The organism is Bradyrhizobium sp. STM 3843 (genome assembly GCF_000239815.1).
Taxonomy (GTDB): domain Bacteria; phylum Pseudomonadota; class Alphaproteobacteria; order Rhizobiales; family Xanthobacteraceae; genus Bradyrhizobium.
Genome location: NZ_CAFK01000164.1, coordinates 1 through 18288, shown reverse-complemented (window position 1 = coordinate 18288; position 18288 = coordinate 1). Strand labels below are relative to the sequence as shown.

The following is an 18288-nucleotide window of genomic DNA, read 5'->3' as shown; positions in this document are numbered from 1 at the left end:
CCCTGTTGTATCGCGCCCTCGGATCGCCCGGCAAGCTCAGGCCACGCAGCTGGACGGGTCAGCCAGCTCGCCCACCGCCTCTTTTTCCGCCGCGGGCACGCGCAACACGGCCATGTGATCGATGAAGGCGCGGGTCGAAGCCTCCCAGGTATGCCCCGTGGCAAAGTCCACGCAAGCCTGGCGCGGGATCTTCAGTGCGGCGAGGCAAGCCGCGCGCAGATCCTCGCTGAGCGCGCCGACCTCGGCATCGCCGATGACATCGCGGGGACCCGCCACCGGATAGGCCGCAATCGGCAGACCACTTGCCAGCGCCTCCAACAGCACCAGGCCGAACGTGTCGGTCCGGCTCGGGAACACGAACACATCGGCCGCGGCATAGACCTTTGCGAGCGCCTCGCCCTGCAGCGCGCCGAGGAACACGGCCTGAGGATATTTCTGCTCGAGCGCCGCACGCGCCGGACCATCGCCGACAATCACCTTGGTGCCGGGCAGATCGAGATCGAGGAACGCCTCGAGATTCTTCTCCACCGCCACGCGGCCGACCGAGAGGAACACCGGCTGCGGCAGGCAGAGATCGACCTCGCGCGGATGAAACAGGCTCGTATCCACGCCGCGCGGCCACAGCGCGACACTGGCAAAGCCGCGCTCGCGCAATTCCGCGGCGAGCGCCGGTGTCGCTGCCAGCACGGCGCGGCTCGCGCCATGGAACCAGCGCAAAGTCGCCCAGACCCACGCCTCCGGCACTGGCGCGCGGGCGGCGACGTAGTCAGGAAAACGGGTGTGGAAGCTGGTCGTGAACGGCAGATCATGCTTGCGGCAATAGCGCCGCACCAACAACCCGAGCGGACCTTCGGTCGCGATATGGATGCTGTCGGGATTGGCATCCGCAATCAGCCTTGCAACCTTGGCCGGGCGCGGCAGGGCCAGGCGCAGATCGCGATAGCTCGGCATCGGGATGGTGCGGAACGACTCCGGCGTCAGGAAGCGGATCTCGTGGCCCAGCGCCTCGGCCGCCTGCGCCATCATGGTCAGTGTCCGCACCACCCCGTTGACCTGAGGATGCCATGCGTCAGTCGCGACCAGGATGCGCATTCCCCCTGCCCGTTCTCCTTCTCCCGGTGATCCGCTCTGACGGCCGACGGCCTCAGGCTGCCGCGCGCGCCGCCACACGCGGCGCGGGCGCCGCTTGGCGCAGCGGATCGGTCCAGGTGATGATCTCGAAATGACCGTCTTCATTCTCGGCAAGCGCCGTGCAGCTCTCGACCCAGTCGCCGCAGTTCATGTAGCGAATGCCCTGCTCGTCGCGGATCACGGCGTAGTGGATGTGGCCGCAGATCACGCCGTCGCAGCCATGACGGCGCGCTTCGGCAGCGAGCGCGGTCTCGAACGCGCCGATATAGTTGACGGCGTTCTTGACCTTCTGCTTGGCCCACTGCGACAGCGACCAATAGGGGACGCCGAACATGCGCCGGAAGAAGTTGACGAAGCGGTTCATCTGAATCGCGAAGTCATAGGCCTTGTCGCCGAGATGGGCGAGCCAGCGTGCGTTCTGCACCACCAGGTCGAAGATGTCGCCGTGGATCACCAGATAACGACGGCCGTCGACACCGACATGAACCGTATTCTCTACGACATCGATGCCGCCGAAATGCGTGCCGTAATAGCCGCGCAGGAACTCATCGTGATTGCCAGGCACGTAGACGACCTTGGCGCCCTTGCGCGCCTTACGCAGCATCTTCTGCACCAGGTCATTGTGGGATTGCGGCCAGTGCCAGCTCGATTTCAGCGCCCAACCGTCGACGATATCGCCGACCAGATAGATCGTATCGGCATCGTGGTGGCGGAGGAAATCGACCAGGAGGTTGGCCTGCGAGCCACGGGCCCCGAGGTGAACGTCCGAGATGAAGAGCGTGCGAAAGCGCCGGTCCGCGCCTTCCTCACCAGCAGCATTCTCAATTCCCATGCGCGCCCACCTAACAGCTTCTGATGACATTCCCGTGACGAGCAACGCCGCTCGTTCGCGCGCGTCCCCCACCCGGACCGCTGCAAAAAGCCGCTCGCGTGACGACTCAGGTATCCCTTGCCGTTGAGCTCGCGGATAACAGCGCCGTGCGACAATCAGGCGACAGAAGCAGCGCATTCTCGGGGAATACCCGCATTGGTTTTGCACAAAGATTCGGCCTTTCGCCTTGCGCAAAGCTCGGGCCGGCGATTCGTTCCTCATGCGTCACTACGAGCCTGCCCTACACTTCGTCGTTGCAAGCGCTCGTGCGCCGACGCCATCCAGAACCATGCGACGAGTCCAGAGTACTTCGGAGCTCACGCTCCTCGCGATGACGGTGGCGAGATACGACCTCGCGTTCTCGCGGCGCATGGCGTCCGAGTTTTGTCGTTGGTTTCGCCCTCCTTATCGAGCAGAGGGCACAGGGAAGGCCGGGAGCTCGCCGCCCCCATGGCCCCCGTGCGGAAAGAATGCACGGGGCAGGAACCACAGGTTCGGCCCGAGACATCCCGGCCTTCCCTGCGCGAATGGTTTTAACGGCTGCTTCGTGCTCTCCCCAGGGACCGGCGTTCTTGCCCCTGTCATCGGCGCGATGCCCTCGCATCGCAAAGCGATGTCGAGAAGCATCGTCGCCAACTTGACCTCAGCACCGGGAGATCAGGACCACACGACTTGACCGTGCGCACCGGGTTGTTCGTCCGCATGAACTTGACTTGGGCATGATCTTGTTCGGAAAACCGCTACGCACTTTTCCGGATCATGCCGTCACGCTGCAACCCGACACGCCCACCGCATCCCGCGCTCAACGTTCGTGACGATCGCGAAGCGCCCCTCTTGATCGAGCACGGGACGACGCAAGCTTTAGCACGATTTCTGGAAAAACGAAACAAGAATATTTTTCAAGACAGGACTGGACAGGGGTGATCGCATTGAGTGTGCAAACCAAATTGGTTTTTCCGCGCGGCCCATTCATGGATGGGACGCCGGAGCAGAAACTCCTCGCGCAAGTCGGGCTATCGAGGTCCGCGCTCAAGAGGGTTCGTCTCCTCCTGTCGGGCCCCGACCGACGCTTATGACCTCAAGCAGCCATCTCCCCTAATGGATGATCTGCCGGAGAAAGCCTCTTGCTCGCTCTGTGCGGGGAGCCCGGAAAAAGGTGTCGGGGTCGGCTTCCTCGACGACGCCTCCTCGATCCATGAAGACCACCCGGTCCGCGACTTCGCGGGCAAAGCCCATCTCGTGGGTCACGCAGACCATGGTCATTCCATCTCGCGCCAGTTCCACCATGGTTTCGAGCACCTCGTTGACCATCTCCGGATCAAGCGCAGAGGTCGGTTCGTCGAACAGCATGATCCTGGGCTGCATGCAGAGCGCGCGCGCGATCGCAACGCGCTGCTGCTGGCCCCCGGAGAGCTGTCCCGGATATTTGTCCGCCTGATCATGGATGCGCACCTTTCGGAGAAGGCCGATCGCACGTTCATGCGCGTCCGGCCGCGACAGGCCGCGCACCTTCATCGGCGCAAGCATGCAGTTCTCGACCACCGAGAGATGCGGAAACAGATTGAAGCTCTGGAATACCATCCCGACCTCGCGACGGACGCAGGTGACGTCCGTCATCCGGTCGGTCAGTTCGAGGCCGTCAATCACGATACGACCGCTATCATGCTTTTCGATCCGGTTGAGGCACCGGATCAGTGTCGATTTGCCCGAACCCGAGGGACCGCAAACAACGATCCTCTCGCCGGTCCTGACGCTGAGATTGACGTCGTTCAAAGCTGTGAAACGGCCAAAACGCTTCACCAGGTTTTCCACGACGACGATGTCCGATGATCGCTTCGTTTGAGCTTCCTGAAGCATTCTTGTTTCCCAATGACGGCGTTCTAGTTCGACGTTTTACCGGTGCGTTCCAGCGATCGCATAGCGCTTGCGCAGCGATGCCACGCATTGCGATGCCGCCGAGCTGATGCCGAGATAGACTACTGCAACCACGAGATACATCTCGACCAGACGACCGTTGAGCTGGGCAAGCTTCGAGGCCGCACCGAGCAGATCGGTGAGTGAAAGGACGTAGACCAGCGAGGTGTCTTGGAACAGAATGATGGTTTGGCTCAGGATGATCGGGCTCGCCACCCGGAGCACCTGGGGAAGGATCACGCATCGATACGTATCGAAAGTTGACAGCGCGAGCGCCTGGCACGCCTCGAATTGTCCGCGGTTCACGGCGCGCAGCCCGACGCGGATGATCTCCGAATAGTAAGCGGCCTCGAACAGGCCGAAGGTGATGAACGCCGTCCAGGTTGCGCCGATCGGAATCGGACGGCCGCTGCCGCCGAGATGGCCAAGCACGATCGGCACCAGAAAGAAGAACCAGAACAGGACGAGGATCAGCGGGATCGAGCGGATCAAGGCGATATAGCCGCGCACGACCCTCCCGATCACGGGGAGCTCGAAGTGCTGCACGAGCGCGAAGCAGGTGCCCAGGCTCATGCCGATGACGAAGGCCGCGGCGGTCAACGCCAGCGAGAACAGCAGCCCCGACCAGAGATAGGGCCAGGCCTGTAAGACAATCGAGAAATCGAGACTGTTCATTTCACGACCTCCATCGCCTCCGGCAAGGAGCCGACCGGCTGGACATCGTCGGCGAGACGCGGCTCGATTGCGTCCTTGGCCGGCGTGGTCCCTGGGATCCGAACCGCCCGGTCGATCAGCACCATCGATTGGTAGGCGATCAGCGCCAGTCCGAGATAGATCAGAGTCGCGGCACCGAAAGCCGTAAAGGTCTGGAAGGTCGCTTCGCTGATCTGGCGCGCCTGGGCGGTGAGCTCCATAAGTCCAATCGTCAGAGCGACCGACGTATTCTTGTAGATGCCCATGACTTCACTGGTCAGGCTGGGAACGATCAGGCGGAGCGCCTGCGGCACGATGACGTAGCGATAGGTCATATATCCGGTGAGCCCGAGCGCGTGCGCCGCTTCGGTTTGTCCTTTCGGCAAGGCCTCGATCCCGGCCCGAACCTGTTCGGCGATGCGGGCAGCCGTATAGAGGCCGAGGCAGACGAGCGCGGGAAAGAACGATCCCCAGGGCGGCGACATCTGTTTGATGGCGTTTCCGAGCGCGTTCGGAAGCAGCTCCGGCAGCACGAAGTACCAGAGGAACATCTGCACCAGGACAGGAATGTTGCGGAAGATCTCCACATATAGTCGCGCGAGTGCCGCGATCATCCCGTTCTGAACAGTCCGGCCGATCCCGACCACAAGGCCGACAGCAAATGCGATCCACCAACCGAAAAAGGCCAGCGCCAAGGTCCAACCAAGGCCCGACAAAAGCCAGTCGATATAGCGCTGGCCGTCCGCCGCTTGTTCAAAAAGCACTCCGAACATCGCGAACCTCGGGGCTTCTGGTGCGAGGGAGAATCAGTGTGCGGGAAATTCTCCGGTGTCGCGCCGACTAGTCGACGGCATCGCTGGGATGCGCGATCCGGCCCATCAACTCGTCGGTGAGCGGGAACGCAAGGTTTTCACCTTTGGGCGGAATCGGACTCGTGAACCACTTTGCGTAGGTCTTCTCGAACTGGCCTGACGACATCTGCTTCGAGAGAACGTCATCGACGAGCGCCTTGAAGCCGGCATCACCCTTCGTGAACATCAATCCATAGTAGATCTTGGCGTAGCCTTCCGGAAGCAGGATCAACGCGTTCGGATTCGGAGCGGCCGCCTTCAGGCCCGCGAGAAGGATATCATCTTCCATGAACGCGGACGCACGGCCGGTGTTCAACATCAGGAACGATTCCGCGTGATCCTTTGCCTGGACGATGTTCAGGCCAAGCTGCTCCTTGGCATTCACCGCTTGCGCGAAGCCGATCGCGTTGGACCCTTGCGTGACGACGATCGTCCTGCCTTTCAGGTCGCCTGCGGCTTTCAGGCCGCTGTCAGCCTTGACCAGCCAGCGCGGCTGGCTCACGAACGTGGCGACGGAGAACGAAACCTGCTCCTGCCGCTTCTTGTCGTTCGCCGTGCCGCCGCATTCGATATCGACGGTACCGTTCTGGATGAGCGGGATCCGATTGGACGAGTTCACCGGGGTATAGTTGATGGTGAGATTGGGCAGATTGAGCTCGGTCTTGATGCGCTCGACGATCGCGGCGCAGAGATCCAGCGAGAACCCGATCGGTTTCTGATCCGGCCCGAGATACGAGAACGGAATGGAGGCCTCGCGATAGCCGATCGTGATGGCGCCGCTCGATTTGATCTTGGCAAGCGTCGGACTGTCAGCTGCCGCCGACGGCTCCGCACAGGCGCCGATGGCCGCGAGGCCAGACAGAATGCCGAATACACGCGCAAACTTCTTCATGTGCACCTCCCTCTGCAATCGCGGCCTAGGCTGCCCTGGATGACGGCGTCACTCCGCGCCGACGGATGACATCGATCAGGCGGTCGACGTCCGCTGATGTATTGAACATTCCAAACGAAACGCGGATGCCATCGCGCTCCGGCGAGACGCGCACGCCGTTCTGCTCGAAATGGCCGAGCCATTCGGCGGCCGGCAGTGCGATGACATAGATGTGCGGTGCCCGGTGCTGCCGGTCGCGCGGGCCGATGAGGCGAATCTCTAGCCGGTCGAGCTCGGCGATGAGATGATCGCCAAGGTCAAAACAATGGTTCTGGATGTTCTGCACGCCGATCGCTTCGATCATGTCGAGCGAGGCGCCGAGTGCGTGAATTGCCGGAAGATTGAAGTTGCCCAGCTCGAAACGGCGGGCGTTCGTTGATAGCGCGAGTTCATCGGGACGGGCGATGAGATCAGCCGGTATGTCCGCAAGACTGGCAGCAGCAAGATAGGCCGGCTCGAGCTCGGTCCTGGACTTCACCCAATAGAGCAGGCCCAGCCCCTGCGGCACCAGCAGTCCCTTGTGACTTCCCGACCCGATAAACGTCGCGCGCATCGCTTTGGCATCGATCGGCACAACGCCAATGGCCTGCATGACGTCGACGACGAAATAGAGGTTCTTCTCCTGGCACAGCGCGCCGATGCTTTCGACGTCGAAGCGGTGACCAGCGTGGAACGTCACCTGCGACATCGAGATCGCGCGCGTATTCGCGTCGACGTAGGGACGAATGCTGTCGGCATCGACGATCTCGGTCATCGGCACGAACTCGACCGCAACACCCTTCCGCTGCAGGTTGAGGAACGCATAGGCGTTGTTCGGATGATCGCCGTGGATCATGAGGACCTTGTCGCCCGCGCGCAGAGGCAGCGCATTCGCGGCGATGTTCATGCTTTCCGAGGTGTTCTTGGTGAAGGCGATCTCGTCGGCTGAGGCGCCCAGAAGCCGTGCGACTCTCGCGCGCGTCTGTTCGACGCGATCAAGCCACACCTGTTTCGGACCGGCCGTCTCAAGACCTTCTCGGAGAAACAGTTCGATCGCCGCCTTCACAGGACGCGCGAGCGGCGTCTGGAAGCCGGAGTCGAGATAGGTGATCCGCTCGGCAGCCGGGAACTCCTTCCGCACGGCGTCGACGTCGTAGTGCCCCGACATTCCATTCTCCTTTTGAGCCCCAGGCGCGGTGCCGGGATGGCGGTGCACAAAGCTTATTCATCCGTCGGCAACGCCAACGATATGAGCATCAGCAGCGGTCATCTAGATAGATTTCCAAATTTCAATAGCTTTAATTCCGAAAAATGATAATTTTCTGGAATTGGTATCGGGGAAACCAGGATGATTGAGGGAAAGAGCGACGGACCACTCGATCGTGCCTTTGCCATCGTTGGCCACATCGCCGGCCAGACCAAAGCTGTCTCCGTGGCGGAGATTGCCGATGCGCTTTCGCTGCCTTTGCCGACCGCGCACCGGCTGGTCGGAAACCTGGAGGAGCGAGGCCTCGTTCAGAAGGCCCTCGGAACGAAGCGCTACGTGGTCGGCAATCGGCTCGTCACGCTATCCGCAAAGGTCATCGGTGCGGCCTTTCGCACCGCGCGCCGTCATGCGGTGCTGCGCGCCGTCGCCGCCGAGATCGGGGAGCAATGCGAGATTGGTGTGGTGCGCGACAACATGGTAGCCTACGTCGACAGCGTCCGCGCGTCGCAGCCACAAGGTCTCCAGTTCAATCCGGGTGAGGCGGCGCCACTGCACTGCACGTCGACTGGCAAGATCTACATGAGCCGATTGTCGGAGCGTGCGCGTGAGAAGCTGTGCCGCGCACTCGCTTTGACTAGATATACCGAAACCACGATCGCTGACGTCGCGAGCTTGATGACTGTTCTCGATGAGACCCGCAAACGGGGCTGGGCGAAGACTAACGAGGAGTTCGTGAGAGGCGTTGTCGGCTGCGCCGTTCCCATCCTGTCGCCGGACCGCGAGCTGATCGCCTGCCTGGGGGTCTCCGTTCCCGTGGCACGCGTAAGCTTCGCCGAGCTGGATCGGTTCATCGCTCCACTGCAGAAGGCCGCCGCGCTGCTATCAGAAACAGTCCTCCAGGCTGATGACGATGCAGACAGCGACGACCCAGAAAACTTTTGAACGCGTATCCCGTGCCCAACGTTCGTGCGATCGCGAAGCTGTTAAAGTAAAAGAGGAATTGCGGCGCTGGCCTGTTTTGCCCCTTAGTGGTCCAATTTCGATAGCGCTGGCCGGCGTTGCGTGCGCGCGGCATCGATGCCTCGCCGGACAAATGCCGGCAGCTCACCCAGCCGAGGTAAGCCGGCACAGCGCGCGGTGTTCATGACAGGGAGTGATCAGATGATACTCAATCCGGATCATGTTACGATCGCAGTGGCAGACGCCGGCCGGGCGATCGCGTTCTTCGCGCTCCTTGGCTTCAGAAAGGATCACGTCGCGACGATCGACGGTGGCGCTCCCGCCCGGTACATGGGCATACCGGGCATGAAAGCGCAGCACATCACTCTCGTACTCGAAGGAGCGAACCCTCCTTTCGAGATTCAGCTGCTTCAGTTTGACCCGACCGCAGGGACCGATCTGGGTGCACACCCGACCAATCTGCGACAACGGGGCTTCAATCACCTCGCATTCCGCGTCGACGATATCGAGGCAGCCACCGCGCACCTCGTGGCCAACGGCGTAACCCTGCTGAGCGACGAAATGGACTACATCAGCCGAAAGCTGCGGCTGTTCGAGGGCCCCGAGGGGATCACGCTCGAGTTAGTACAGCGGGGCGGCTCGGACGCGTCCGGCTAGAGCGCCCAACATCGATCTGCGGTCACCGATGCAAGTCGGGATGGCCTCGTGTGCCTTTGCTGCCTCTGAGGCGCTTGCAGCTGCGTCTGGTCTTGGGGGGGGACCAGACGCAGCGGCAGGGCTGGCCTCGACAGCCGCATCGGGGCCCGACGGGCTTCCTTCAGACTCTGCTTCTATGTCGGCTGCCCAGGATAGAGCGGAGATAGAGCGGACTCGTTGTGCTCGGAGCGAGATAATCCGGTCTGACCCGCCCCCCGACATCATCCCTCCACCTCCCCAACCATGCACATGCGCTGGTACATGAGCTCGCCACTTGCGAGTCATCGTCACGGCCGTTCTACAAGGTGCTAGGTTGCCATGGACGTCTTCCATCCATTTTGGCGCTAGACGAATCACCTGCGGAACAATCCGCCCACGACGCTGTGCACCGCGCCGCCGATAGCGCCGATTGGACCGCCGACACCACGCGAATGACCAGCACGGCCCGCAGCGCGACGACGGGCCTCATGGTTGGATTTGGCAGCCTCCGTCGCGGCGTCCGTTAGGACCTTATGCTGGGCAGCATTGAGGAAGCCGGTCGCGGGGTAGCCGTGCTCCTCCTGCCAGCGCGCGATGACCGCGCGAGTCGATTCGTCGAACTTCCCATTGATCTTGGTGCCGAACCCAAGCCTGGTTAGCCCACGTTGCACGTCCCGACGCTTTGCCCTGGTAAGGCCAATCTGATCCTCAGTCTCCTGAGTCGCTTCGTCGGTGGCGGTCACCGTATCGGCGGGTGCCAACGTTTCACGGGGTGTGTTGCTCAGACCAGCTTTAGCAACCTGCGCGCTGCCGACGATCACTAAGACGGACAATGCTACGATCAAGGCGCGCATGGCCTTTCCTTCGCCCCCAACTCGGCCGATGATTCGCTCGTCGAAATACAGATACACCGGGCCGCCCCGAGCTATCAACATCCGGCGGCGCCACTTCGCTTCCTTTAAGGTAACTGTCGTGCGTGGGACACGGTTCCCTCGCCTCGAGCCCATTGTTACGCCGCGTTGCACGCGGGCATGGATCGGCGCTGGCCTGACCGCGCTTGGACCATTGCAACACTTCCGCACGATGGATAAAGACCGCTTAGGCCGACTTGGCCGGCGAACTCAAGACCCAGCGCTGCATCACAAGAGTAAGAAAATGGAACGCGCATTAGCTGAAGACATCGTCCGCGGAATACTGGCCCTCGGGAAGCCCCTCAATCGCCTCAACGATCTGATCGACGCCCACATCGCCGACGGGCCGGTGAAGAAAGAGTTCAAGAGATCTCTTGGAGAGGCAACGGCAGGCGGAACGGTACTGTTGTTGCCCATCATACGGCTCTACCCCGATCTCGATCCTGACAAATAGCGTCAGCTGGTAACCGGCGACGTCGCGCGTCTCGTTTGAGGCTCGGCGATGTTGAAACAGGTGAGACCGGCGACAACAGCGCCCATGCCGACCGCATGATAGATTTGAAGGCTCTCACCCAGCAATACGGCCGACAGGATGGCGCCGTAAAGCGGAACGAGATGGATGAACATCCCCGCGCGGATCGGCCCGACGCGCGCGATGCCGAATATATAGAGCAGGTTGGCAAGCAGGGACGCGGCAATGCCGACGTAGAGCATTGCGGCAAGCGCGCCAGTCGTCCAGTTCACCCGCGCGCCGCGGACATGCTCCCACACAACAGGCGGAAACAGCACGACGACAGCGATCATCAGTTGCGCGCCCAGTAGTCCGAGACGGTCGATGTCAGCCGGCAGGGAGCGCAGCAAAATCGAGAACAGCGCAAACGACACCATCCCGGCGAACACCAGCAGATCACCGGGCGAGAAGCGGAAGGCGAGCAGTCGTGCCAATTCGCCATGCAGGATCATTGTCAGGACGCCGCCGCAAGACAGCACCAGGCCGAACATCTGCGCGACACCCAATCGCTGCTTGAAGAGTACCGCGCTCAAGGTCGCGATCAGGACCGGGATGGTGGAGTTCAAGAGTTGTGCGGTGGACGCTGTCGCCGAGTGCAGCCCCAGATAGACGAGCAAATTGAACGCCACCATGCCCGCCAGCGATGTCTGAAGGAGCTTCCAGCGGCACGCCCAGTAGCGGGCGATGTCGCGACGCATGGCGGCCCACCCGAACGGCAGCAAGACTACCAGGGCGACGAAATGCCTGGCGAACGCCAATGTCATCGGAGGGACGTCATCGCGAACCGCCCTGCCCGCAACGAAATTGCCCGCCCAGAACAGCGGCGGCAGAACGAGAACGATCCAGCCCACGAGCTCGGGGCGCGTCATGGGCTTCGCTGGAAATATTGGCATGCCGAAACATCCTCGAAATGCTGGGCTCGCGGTCGCGATCCCTGGGCATCATGAGAAGCCGTTCCTTGCGCCTGCAGGTTGCGTTTCGCAGGCAAATGCATCAGACTGCGCAATCAGATTGTGTGAATGCTCAAATTCTTGGCGAAAAATGCCCAAGCTGGATCCGATGGATCGCAGAATCCTCCGTGAGCTGCAGCGGGATGGAGCGATCCGCAACGACGCCCTTGCCGAGAAGGTCGGCTTGAGTCCGTCGCCGACGCTTCGCCGCGTCAGAGCGCTCGAGGAAGCCGGCTACGTGCGATCTTATGTCGCTTTGCTCAATCCGGACCGGCTCGGCTTGGGGGTTCGCGTGCTGGTCGAGCTGCGGCTGACCGTCCAGGATAGGACTACGCTCGACCGGTTCGAGAAGCAGGTCACCGCCATTCCCGAAGTCATCGAGTGCATGACGGTGCTCGGCGACTGGGACTACGTCTTGACCGTGGTCGCCAGGGATATCGAGGACTATCAGCGCATCCTGCTGGACCGGATCGCCAAGCTGCCTGGCGTTGCCAACTACAAATCCACCCTCGTCGTGCGAGAGGTGAAGCGGTCCACCGAGCTGCCTGTCTGATCGCGCGCACTTGGCCGCGCGACGATCTTGCGATATCAGGAAGCGTTTGGCCGAAGTGTCGGCGCATCAAATTGAATGACAATTCGACAGATAGGACAGCCCGGCATCGCCGGTGATCATTGGGGGATGCGCATGGCAAGGACGATCGCGGCGGCGCTGGCTCTGGCACTGCCAATCTCAGCGGCCTCAGCGCAAGCGGTTTTTCCGGTCGAGCCGGGAGCCGCCGGTCCGAACCAGCCGCTGCAGATCACGACGACGTTCCAGGCGCGGATCGAGGGCGCAGCCGACGCACGCGACGTGCCTGCCACCACGGCCCAGGACACCGCCCGCCGCTCGCTCTACACCATGGCGGCCAATGAGTGCGCCGTGCTGGCCGAATATTGGCGGGCCGAATGCCGGCTGATTTCGTTCTATGTCTCCGGACCGATCGCGCCGATCGGAGGACCCGTCGCAACGATCCCATCGATGTTTGGGACAGCGAGCTACGAGCTGCGATTCAAATCTCCGGGGCGATAGCATTCGCCGGCGGCGTGCGGGCGCCCCCGGCGCCTCAGCCCGCCGTGAAGATGAAGTTGTTGTAGTAGTCCTTGCGCTTCCAGTACCAGGCGCCGTCGTGCCGCTGGTGCACGGCGGCGTCGAACACCGACAGCGGCTGCAGGCCCATGGAGGAAACGAAGCTGCCGCGATACCCGAGCGCGGCCAGATAGGCGAAAACGTCGTCGATCGTCCTGCCGACCAGATGCCGGGTTTCGCATTCGAACACCAGCATCGGCCTGTCCCTCTCGAGAATCCGCCGCGCGCCACGGAAGACGTCCAATTCCGCGCCTTCGACGTCGACTTTGAGGAAGGTCACGCGCTCATTCGGCTTGAAGTAGTCGTCGAGCGCGACCACCGGAACCGTCACCCGGTCGGACCTGTCAGTCGGCGACGCCGGCGGATTGAGCGAGGCGCCCGGCGCATGGCCGAGCGGAATATAGAGCTCACGGCGGCCCGACGCAGCGTGAACGGCCTTCGCTTCGACGGTGACATTGCGCAGGCCGGCCGCGGCGCAGACCGCCGCCAGGCGATCCGCCAGCTCGCGCTGCGGCTCGAACGCGACGACGCGCCCTTGCTCGCCGCACCAGCGCGAGAGCCAGGAGGTGAAGCTGCCCTTGTTGGCCCCGACGTCGCACACGGTGTCGCCCGGCCGCAGATGACGCCTGATCGCGGCGAACTCCGTCGTGTGATCGCGAAAGCGCGCCTTCCATGAGCGAATATGGAAGCGGGCGATTTCACCGATCGAGGGCGCCTTCTGACCGAGGCATCGGTCCGCGCCCGATCGAGCGAGGTCTTCGGCAATTGCAATGTCGCCGTCGTGCATCCGCGAGCGTCTCCCTGGTCAAGGGGCATCATCTCCGAGATTTGCGACCGCGATGGGGCGCCGGCGACACCGGATGGGGGCGCCCTTCTCGGCAGCCCAAAGCGGTACCATTGTGCTATCACCATGACCGGTGAATGGATCGGCTGGCGCCGAGGGACGGCAGTGGTCTGTTCCAGTGAGCAACGATGGGAGGGGTGATGACGAGGAGCGCAAGGTTGGCCCGGGCCGCCGCGATGTTGGTCGGTTTCATGCTCAGCCGACCCGCGCTCGGCACAGACGAGACACGCGGGACCGTTGCAACCTATCCCGGCACGGCGTTCGAGACCACGACGCCAGAGGCGGCGGGCTGGTCGGCTGCGACGCTTGCCGAAGCCAAGTCCTGGTCGCTGCTGATCGCGCCGACCGCGGCGGTGATGATCGTCCAGCATGGACGCATCATCGCCCAATGGGGCGACATTACGAGCAGGAGCAACCTACATTCGGTGCGCAAGAGCCTGCTCAGCGCCCTCATCGGCATCGCAGCCGACGAGCACTGGATCGACCTCAACGCGACCTTGGCAAGCCTCGGCATCGACGACAACGCGCCTGGCCTCACGGAGACAGAAAAATCCGCGACCGTCGGTGATCTGCTCAAGGCGCGCTCCGGCATCTATCATGCTGCGCTCTATGAGACGCCGGGCATGGCCCGGCGGCGTCCGCCGCGTGGCAGTCACGCGCCCGGTACGTTCTGGTACTACAACAATTGGGACTTCAACGCGCTCGGCTCCATCTATGAAAAGGCGACGGCGCAATCGATCTTCAGCGGCTTCTACCGGCAGATCGCGCGGCCGATCGGGATGCAGGACTATCAGCCAAGCGATGGCAGCTATGTGCGGGGCGCCGCGTCCAATCATCCCGCCTACCCGATCCGGATGAGCGCGCGCGATCTCGCCCGCTTCGCACTGCTCTATTTGCACGAGGGAAAATGGGGCGATCGCCAGATCGTCCCCCAGCCATGGGTCCGCGCCAGCGTGCAATCCTACTCGAACGCCTATCCCGCGTTGGGCCCGGGCATGGGCTATGGCTATCTGTGGTGGATCGGCTTTCTCAGCGATACCGGTGCGCCGATCGTGAAAGTCCCTGCGGGAACGTACGAAGCGATGGGCGCTGAAGGACAATATGCGTTCGTGATCCCGGCCTATGATCTCGTCATCGTGCACCGGGTGAACAGTGACGCCGCGCTCGCGCCGCTCGGACCGCGCAAGCCGGAACCAAACTTCCGGCAAATCGGCCGACTGCTCTGGCTGATCCTCTCGGCAGCCGGGGACCGGGACGTCGGACCGGACGCAAGCCTCGCCCATGCCGACGGGCAGCGGCTCGATACTGCGGCGCTGAAAGCGGCACTATCCGGCAAGGACCTTCGGCTCGGCGCAGCGCTCGTTGGCGGGCCCTTCATTTGGCAGTTGCATGATGACGGCAGCTTCTCGGTGCTGGCCGGCGCCGAACACCGCGAACGTTCCAGCGGCACCTGGCGCGTCGACGACCAGGCGCGCTACTGCCGCACACTGACCAACGACGATCTCGACCGAACAGCGGCCGCACCGCGCGAACGCTGCTTCGATGTCGTCGTCAACGGCGACAGGTTTCAGTTCTTCGATGCCGACGGCCTGATGCAGTTCGACACCAAGACAGAGTAGAGGCCGCGGGCGGAGCGTCTGCCGCCCGCGGCAGTCACTCAATGCCGATGCCCGTCGAGGCCATCGTCGTCATCGTCGTGATCGTGATCGCCGTCGCCGTGCGGCAGGCCGTTGTCGACGCAGGCGAAGTTTGAGGCGTCGTTGGTCATGCCCGAGCCCTTGTACTTCGCGATCTTCGGGTAGACGCAAAGCGGGCGGGTGCCGCCGGCGGGGAAGTTGGTGGCGATGCGCGGATCGAACAGTCCACCGGTGGCCGGGAATGGCGAGGCCGTGTTGTGATTGGCCGCCACGATCCGATTTGGCGCGGTGCCAGTCTCGACCCAGGCCGTGATGGCGTTGAGCTCGTTCACCGCGAAATCGCTGGTGGCAGGACCGCCGCCGCAATGGGCCATGTTGGGCACCATGAACAGCCTGGCAAACTCCTCGGCGCGGCCCTCCATGCGCCGATCCATGTTGCGGTACCAGCGCGCGATCGACGCCCCTGAGAAGATGCCGTCATTCACGGACGAGGAGATGATCAGCTTGCTCCCCCGGCTCTTGAACGGATGCAGATCCGTCGACACCGCGGCCATGAAGTCCATCGAGCTCTCGGGATAGGCCTTGGTCTCGGTGAAGATCTTGGGCGCATCGGTATCGAAATTATAGTGGAAGACGAACGCCCCCTGTCCATTGGGTCCGTTGACCGGCGTCACCACCGGCGGCGTGGTGAAGATCATCGGCAGCGCGCCCGCGCCAAGCGTCAGGTTGGCCGCGGTGTTGACGCCCGGGACCGGCGCGGTGACGACGTTCCAGGCGGCCCAGCCGAGGCCCGGCGCCGACGGTGGCGCCCAGATGCCGGCGTCCCAGAACCAATCCGAATAGAGCCGCTTGCCCTTGGAGTTGGTGGGTCCGGCATAGATCTTCTTCAGCGCATCGACCTGCCCGCTGGTCAGGCAGGTGCCGCCATGCGGCGTGCTGCCATGCGTGCCGGTGCCACAGGTGAACGCCGCCAGCGCCGGAAACACCTTCTGCTTGGTGCAGGCGTGGTAGTTGTCGATCAGCCCGTCCACCAGCCCGTCGAGCGCATCGCAGGCGCTGAGGATCGCCGCGGAGGCAACGGCGAGATCCTGCGACGGGAACGTGTCGGGGATGAAGGGCTGTCCGTTGACATCCTGGCTCGTGGCAAGAGGCGCCAGCGCCTGCTCGTTCCAGGCTTCCGCAATCGCGGCTTGCGGCAGGTTGAAGCCGGGATTTTGCGCGACCACGCCGTCGAACAGCCAGGGCGATTTCTGCGAGGCGACCATGGCGTCGCGGCCGCCATTCGAGCAGCCCATGATGTAGGAATAGACCGCTTCCAGCCCGTAATATTCGGCGATGATCTTCTTCGAGATGGTCGCGGTCTTTGCAATGCCGTTATAGCCGTAGTCGACGCGCGCCTGCTCGTCGACCGCGAAGTGCTGCCCGCCGCCGGCGTTGGCATCGTCGTCCTGATAGCCGCCGACCGCGTTCGCGGCATTGTCTTCGTGCCCGCCGTCATCGGCCGCGATCGCCCAGCCCTGGTTCAGCTCCACACCGGCCGCGCCCTTCGGATCGGTGTTCAGGCTGCCGTCGCTGCCGCCTCCGCCCATCATTTCGAAGCGGCCATGCCAGGTGTTGGGCAGATTGAGCGAAAAGCCGATCCCGTAGGTGAAGTGGTCGGGGTCTTGCGCACTGGTGCGCTTGTTGATGATGCCGATGACGTTGCAATAGCCCGTTTTCGGCGTGGCGCTCAGGATCTGGGTATCCGGCAGAGCAAGCCCCGCGATGCTGGCGCACGCCAGCCGCGGCGCGACGCCGGCGGCCGGCAGCGCGCTCGCTGACGCCGCCGAGCTGAGCAAGAGCCCGGTCGTAACAATCGTCGATGGTAAGATCAGTCGTTTCATATCGCACCTCCCCACTCTCTTTTTCAAAACGATCCGGAGAACGCTGCGATCAGCGACGCGCCACGAGACGCGCCGCCGATGAGCGGCACCGGTTCAGCAGATGAACGCTTGGTCCTGGAATGCCTGCTTCTTGAATGGCTGGATCTTGGGTGCCTGGGATGCGAGACGCCGTCTCGCAAATGCTGCGCCGCGTTCGTCGACGGCATCGCAATGATGCGCGATCAACGCGCGCCGGTGCCGCCGCACCTTGCACCAGGCAAGGCTAGTCGATCGTATCAGCACGGACGTTTCCTCCAGCCGTTCTTGCGACGGCATTTGATTTGCAAATATTAGCTGACGACCATGTAGCCTTGTCAACATGCGATTTGTGGAAACGTAATGCAGCGGTCGCGCCTCTTCGCATCTGCGCAAGACGCTGCTGCACTGCCATCAGCAAGGCTGATCCGGCCATGGCCGATCAGGGCTTGAACAAATCCCACCGGCATCTCAATCTGTTGCTGCCGGGCTCTCACACTCAGAAAGGCGCGCGAGGATGCAACTGAAGGGCCTGCGGGTCAGAGACCAAGCCGCCAAACGTCCTCGTTCGGCGCCAGGCAAGTCGACCTCCCCGAAAGCGCTGCGGCAAGCGACGGCGGCGGCAGAGTCGCCGACCCCGGCAAAGCCGCTGGCGATGGGAGATCTGGCGCAGTCCCTGGGCTATCGGATCCGGCGCGCGCAACTCTGGGTCTTCAAGGACATCAGCCGGCGCCTGGCGCCGTTCGACATCAGCCCGGCGCAATTCTCCGTGCTCAGCGTGATCGAGGCCAACCCCGGGGTGAATCAGCTTGCGCTGGCGCAATTGCTGTCGATCGAGCGTGCGGGTCTGGGGCGGATGATGGATCAGCTCGAACAACGCGGCCTCGTTGTTCGAACCGCATCGGCGCTCAACCGCCGCTACTACGTGTTGCGCTTGACCGCTGAAGGCGCAGCGCTCGTCACGCGGCTGAGGCCGATCATCGCGGAAGGCGAAAAGGCGCTCGCCAAGAAGATCGGATCGCAGGCCTTCAAGGAGCTGCAGCGGACGCTGTCGATCTTCCTGGACGAGTGACGTCGGGCTCGACTGTCGCGCAGACCTGGCAGACGCATGCATGCGATCGCATGTTGCCGAACCAAATGAGATGGGCCTCATGGTTCGAGACGCGCTACGCGCTCCTCACCATGAGGGTCTCGCACTT

Annotated in this window: 19 protein-coding genes; 8 read left to right on the top strand and 11 right to left on the bottom strand. The window is 62.8% G+C overall.

The window, feature by feature from the left end; all coding sequences use genetic code 11:
* Window positions 1-36 precede the first annotated feature (36 nt).
* The 7 genes from BRAS3843_RS17725 to BRAS3843_RS17695 all read right to left on the bottom strand — a co-directional run bounded on the left by BRAS3843_RS17725 (window position 37) and on the right by BRAS3843_RS17695 (window position 7538).
* Entirely contained in the window at window positions 37-1092 is a 1056-nt protein-coding gene (locus BRAS3843_RS17725) for a glycosyltransferase family 1 protein (protein WP_008970351.1), read from the bottom strand.
* A gap of 52 nt (window positions 1093-1144) precedes the next feature.
* The gene (locus BRAS3843_RS17720; RefSeq protein WP_008970350.1) at window positions 1145-1963 is read right to left on the bottom strand and encodes a UDP-2,3-diacylglucosamine diphosphatase; all 819 of its coding nucleotides are present in this window, start codon (window positions 1961-1963) and stop codon (window positions 1145-1147) included.
* 1134 nt (window positions 1964-3097) lie between these two features.
* Window positions 3098-3859, bottom strand: a complete 762-nt coding sequence (locus tag BRAS3843_RS17715) for an amino acid ABC transporter ATP-binding protein (RefSeq protein WP_008970349.1) — start codon at window positions 3857-3859, stop codon at window positions 3098-3100.
* 36 nt (window positions 3860-3895) lie between these two features.
* Window positions 3896-4591 (bottom strand): amino acid ABC transporter permease, encoded by a 696-nt coding sequence (locus tag BRAS3843_RS17710; RefSeq protein ID WP_008970348.1) that lies wholly within the window; start codon window positions 4589-4591, stop codon window positions 3896-3898.
* Window positions 4588-5382, bottom strand: coding sequence for an amino acid ABC transporter permease (locus tag BRAS3843_RS17705; RefSeq protein ID WP_008970347.1), 795 nt, complete (start codon window positions 5380-5382; stop codon window positions 4588-4590). The genes BRAS3843_RS17710 and BRAS3843_RS17705 overlap by 4 nt, the downstream gene beginning before the upstream one ends.
* Before the next feature lie 67 nt (window positions 5383-5449).
* Window positions 5450-6352 carry an amino acid ABC transporter substrate-binding protein gene (locus tag BRAS3843_RS17700; protein WP_008970346.1) on the bottom strand — a complete coding sequence of 301 codons (903 nt, stop codon included), beginning with the start codon at window positions 6350-6352 and terminating at the stop codon, window positions 5450-5452.
* A 25-nt stretch (window positions 6353-6377) separates the two neighbouring features.
* On the bottom strand, window positions 6378-7538 hold the full coding sequence (locus BRAS3843_RS17695; protein WP_008970345.1) for an aminotransferase class V-fold PLP-dependent enzyme: 1161 nt from the start codon (window positions 7536-7538) through the stop codon (window positions 6378-6380).
* 180 nt (window positions 7539-7718) lie between these two features.
* Here BRAS3843_RS17695 and BRAS3843_RS17690 point away from each other — a divergent pair, with 180 nt between their 5' ends.
* Window positions 7719-8519 (top strand): IclR family transcriptional regulator, encoded by an 801-nt coding sequence (locus BRAS3843_RS17690; RefSeq protein WP_008970343.1) that lies wholly within the window; start codon window positions 7719-7721, stop codon window positions 8517-8519.
* Between the two features lie 219 nt (window positions 8520-8738).
* Entirely contained in the window at window positions 8739-9194 is a 456-nt protein-coding gene (locus BRAS3843_RS17685) for a VOC family protein (RefSeq protein WP_008970342.1), read from the top strand.
* Between the two features lie 392 nt (window positions 9195-9586).
* On the opposite strand, the gene BRAS3843_RS17680 is transcribed toward BRAS3843_RS17685, so the two are convergent.
* Entirely contained in the window at window positions 9587-10066 is a 480-nt protein-coding gene (locus tag BRAS3843_RS17680) for a peptidoglycan-binding domain-containing protein (protein ID WP_008970341.1), read from the bottom strand.
* Window positions 10067-10367: 301 nt separating this feature from the next.
* Between BRAS3843_RS17680 and BRAS3843_RS17675 the strand changes: the two genes are divergently transcribed.
* Window positions 10368-10577: a hypothetical protein gene (locus BRAS3843_RS17675; RefSeq protein ID WP_008970340.1), complete on the top strand. Its 210-nt coding sequence runs from the start codon at window positions 10368-10370 to the stop codon at window positions 10575-10577.
* Between the two features lie 2 nt (window positions 10578-10579).
* Here the strand turns inward: BRAS3843_RS17675 and BRAS3843_RS17670 are convergent, their stop codons facing one another.
* Window positions 10580-11527 (bottom strand): DMT family transporter, encoded by a 948-nt coding sequence (locus BRAS3843_RS17670; RefSeq protein WP_063710306.1) that lies wholly within the window; start codon window positions 11525-11527, stop codon window positions 10580-10582.
* A gap of 166 nt (window positions 11528-11693) precedes the next feature.
* Between BRAS3843_RS17670 and BRAS3843_RS17665 the strand changes: the two genes are divergently transcribed.
* Entirely contained in the window at window positions 11694-12137 is a 444-nt protein-coding gene (locus BRAS3843_RS17665; RefSeq protein ID WP_244425379.1) for an Lrp/AsnC family transcriptional regulator, read from the top strand.
* Between the two features lie 132 nt (window positions 12138-12269).
* The gene (locus BRAS3843_RS17660) at window positions 12270-12653 is read left to right on the top strand and encodes a hypothetical protein (protein ID WP_008970337.1); all 384 of its coding nucleotides are present in this window, start codon (window positions 12270-12272) and stop codon (window positions 12651-12653) included.
* Between the two features lie 34 nt (window positions 12654-12687).
* Here the strand turns inward: BRAS3843_RS17660 and BRAS3843_RS17655 are convergent, their stop codons facing one another.
* Window positions 12688-13497 carry an FkbM family methyltransferase gene (locus tag BRAS3843_RS17655; RefSeq protein WP_008970335.1) on the bottom strand — a complete coding sequence of 270 codons (810 nt, stop codon included), beginning with the start codon at window positions 13495-13497 and terminating at the stop codon, window positions 12688-12690.
* Window positions 13498-13712: 215 nt separating this feature from the next.
* Between BRAS3843_RS17655 and BRAS3843_RS17650 the strand changes: the two genes are divergently transcribed.
* Window positions 13713-15173, top strand: coding sequence for a serine hydrolase (locus BRAS3843_RS17650; protein WP_244425378.1), 1461 nt, complete (start codon window positions 13713-13715; stop codon window positions 15171-15173).
* 38 nt (window positions 15174-15211) lie between these two features.
* Here BRAS3843_RS17650 and BRAS3843_RS17645 read toward each other — a convergent pair whose 3' ends face one another.
* Window positions 15212-17074: a tannase/feruloyl esterase family alpha/beta hydrolase gene (locus BRAS3843_RS17645; RefSeq protein ID WP_008970333.1), complete on the bottom strand. Its 1863-nt coding sequence runs from the start codon at window positions 17072-17074 to the stop codon at window positions 15212-15214.
* 78 nt (window positions 17075-17152) lie between these two features.
* Here BRAS3843_RS17645 and BRAS3843_RS40790 point away from each other — a divergent pair, with 78 nt between their 5' ends.
* Complete coding sequence (locus tag BRAS3843_RS40790; protein ID WP_139024895.1) at window positions 17153-17407, top strand: hypothetical protein; 255 nt, start codon at window positions 17153-17155, stop codon at window positions 17405-17407.
* A 199-nt stretch (window positions 17408-17606) separates the two neighbouring features.
* On the top strand, window positions 17607-18161 hold the full coding sequence (locus BRAS3843_RS17640) for a MarR family transcriptional regulator (RefSeq protein WP_008970332.1): 555 nt from the start codon (window positions 17607-17609) through the stop codon (window positions 18159-18161).
* Window positions 18162-18288: the final 127 nt, after the last annotated feature.

Excerpts from the sequence above, each read along its gene's own strand:
- BRAS3843_RS17725 (WP_008970351.1), bottom strand. The coding sequence starts at position 1,092 with ATGCGCATCCTGGTCGCGACTGACGCATGGCATCCTCAGGTCAACGGG.
- BRAS3843_RS17720 (WP_008970350.1), bottom strand. The coding sequence starts at position 1,963 with ATGGGAATTGAGAATGCTGCTGGTGAGGAAGGCGCGGACCGGCGCTTT.
- BRAS3843_RS17715 (WP_008970349.1), bottom strand. The coding sequence starts at position 3,859 with ATGCTTCAGGAAGCTCAAACGAAGCGATCATCGGACATCGTCGTCGTG.
- BRAS3843_RS17710 (WP_008970348.1), bottom strand. The coding sequence starts at position 4,591 with ATGAACAGTCTCGATTTCTCGATTGTCTTACAGGCCTGGCCCTATCTC.
- BRAS3843_RS17705 (WP_008970347.1), bottom strand. The coding sequence starts at position 5,382 with ATGTTCGGAGTGCTTTTTGAACAAGCGGCGGACGGCCAGCGCTATATC.
- BRAS3843_RS17700 (WP_008970346.1), bottom strand. The coding sequence starts at position 6,352 with ATGAAGAAGTTTGCGCGTGTATTCGGCATTCTGTCTGGCCTCGCGGCC.
- BRAS3843_RS17695 (WP_008970345.1), bottom strand. The coding sequence starts at position 7,538 with ATGTCGGGGCACTACGACGTCGACGCCGTGCGGAAGGAGTTCCCGGCT.
- BRAS3843_RS17690 (WP_008970343.1), top strand. The coding sequence starts at position 7,719 with ATGATTGAGGGAAAGAGCGACGGACCACTCGATCGTGCCTTTGCCATC.
- BRAS3843_RS17685 (WP_008970342.1), top strand. The coding sequence starts at position 8,739 with ATGATACTCAATCCGGATCATGTTACGATCGCAGTGGCAGACGCCGGC.
- BRAS3843_RS17680 (WP_008970341.1), bottom strand. The coding sequence starts at position 10,066 with ATGCGCGCCTTGATCGTAGCATTGTCCGTCTTAGTGATCGTCGGCAGC.
- BRAS3843_RS17675 (WP_008970340.1), top strand. The coding sequence starts at position 10,368 with ATGGAACGCGCATTAGCTGAAGACATCGTCCGCGGAATACTGGCCCTC.
- BRAS3843_RS17670 (WP_063710306.1), bottom strand. The coding sequence starts at position 11,527 with ATGCCAATATTTCCAGCGAAGCCCATGACGCGCCCCGAGCTCGTGGGC.
- BRAS3843_RS17665 (WP_244425379.1), top strand. The coding sequence starts at position 11,694 with ATGGATCGCAGAATCCTCCGTGAGCTGCAGCGGGATGGAGCGATCCGC.
- BRAS3843_RS17660 (WP_008970337.1), top strand. The coding sequence starts at position 12,270 with ATGGCAAGGACGATCGCGGCGGCGCTGGCTCTGGCACTGCCAATCTCA.
- BRAS3843_RS17655 (WP_008970335.1), bottom strand. The coding sequence starts at position 13,497 with ATGCACGACGGCGACATTGCAATTGCCGAAGACCTCGCTCGATCGGGC.
- BRAS3843_RS17645 (WP_008970333.1), bottom strand. The coding sequence starts at position 17,074 with ATGAAACGACTGATCTTACCATCGACGATTGTTACGACCGGGCTCTTG.
- BRAS3843_RS40790 (WP_139024895.1), top strand. The coding sequence starts at position 17,153 with ATGAGCGGCACCGGTTCAGCAGATGAACGCTTGGTCCTGGAATGCCTG.
- BRAS3843_RS17640 (WP_008970332.1), top strand. The coding sequence starts at position 17,607 with ATGCAACTGAAGGGCCTGCGGGTCAGAGACCAAGCCGCCAAACGTCCT.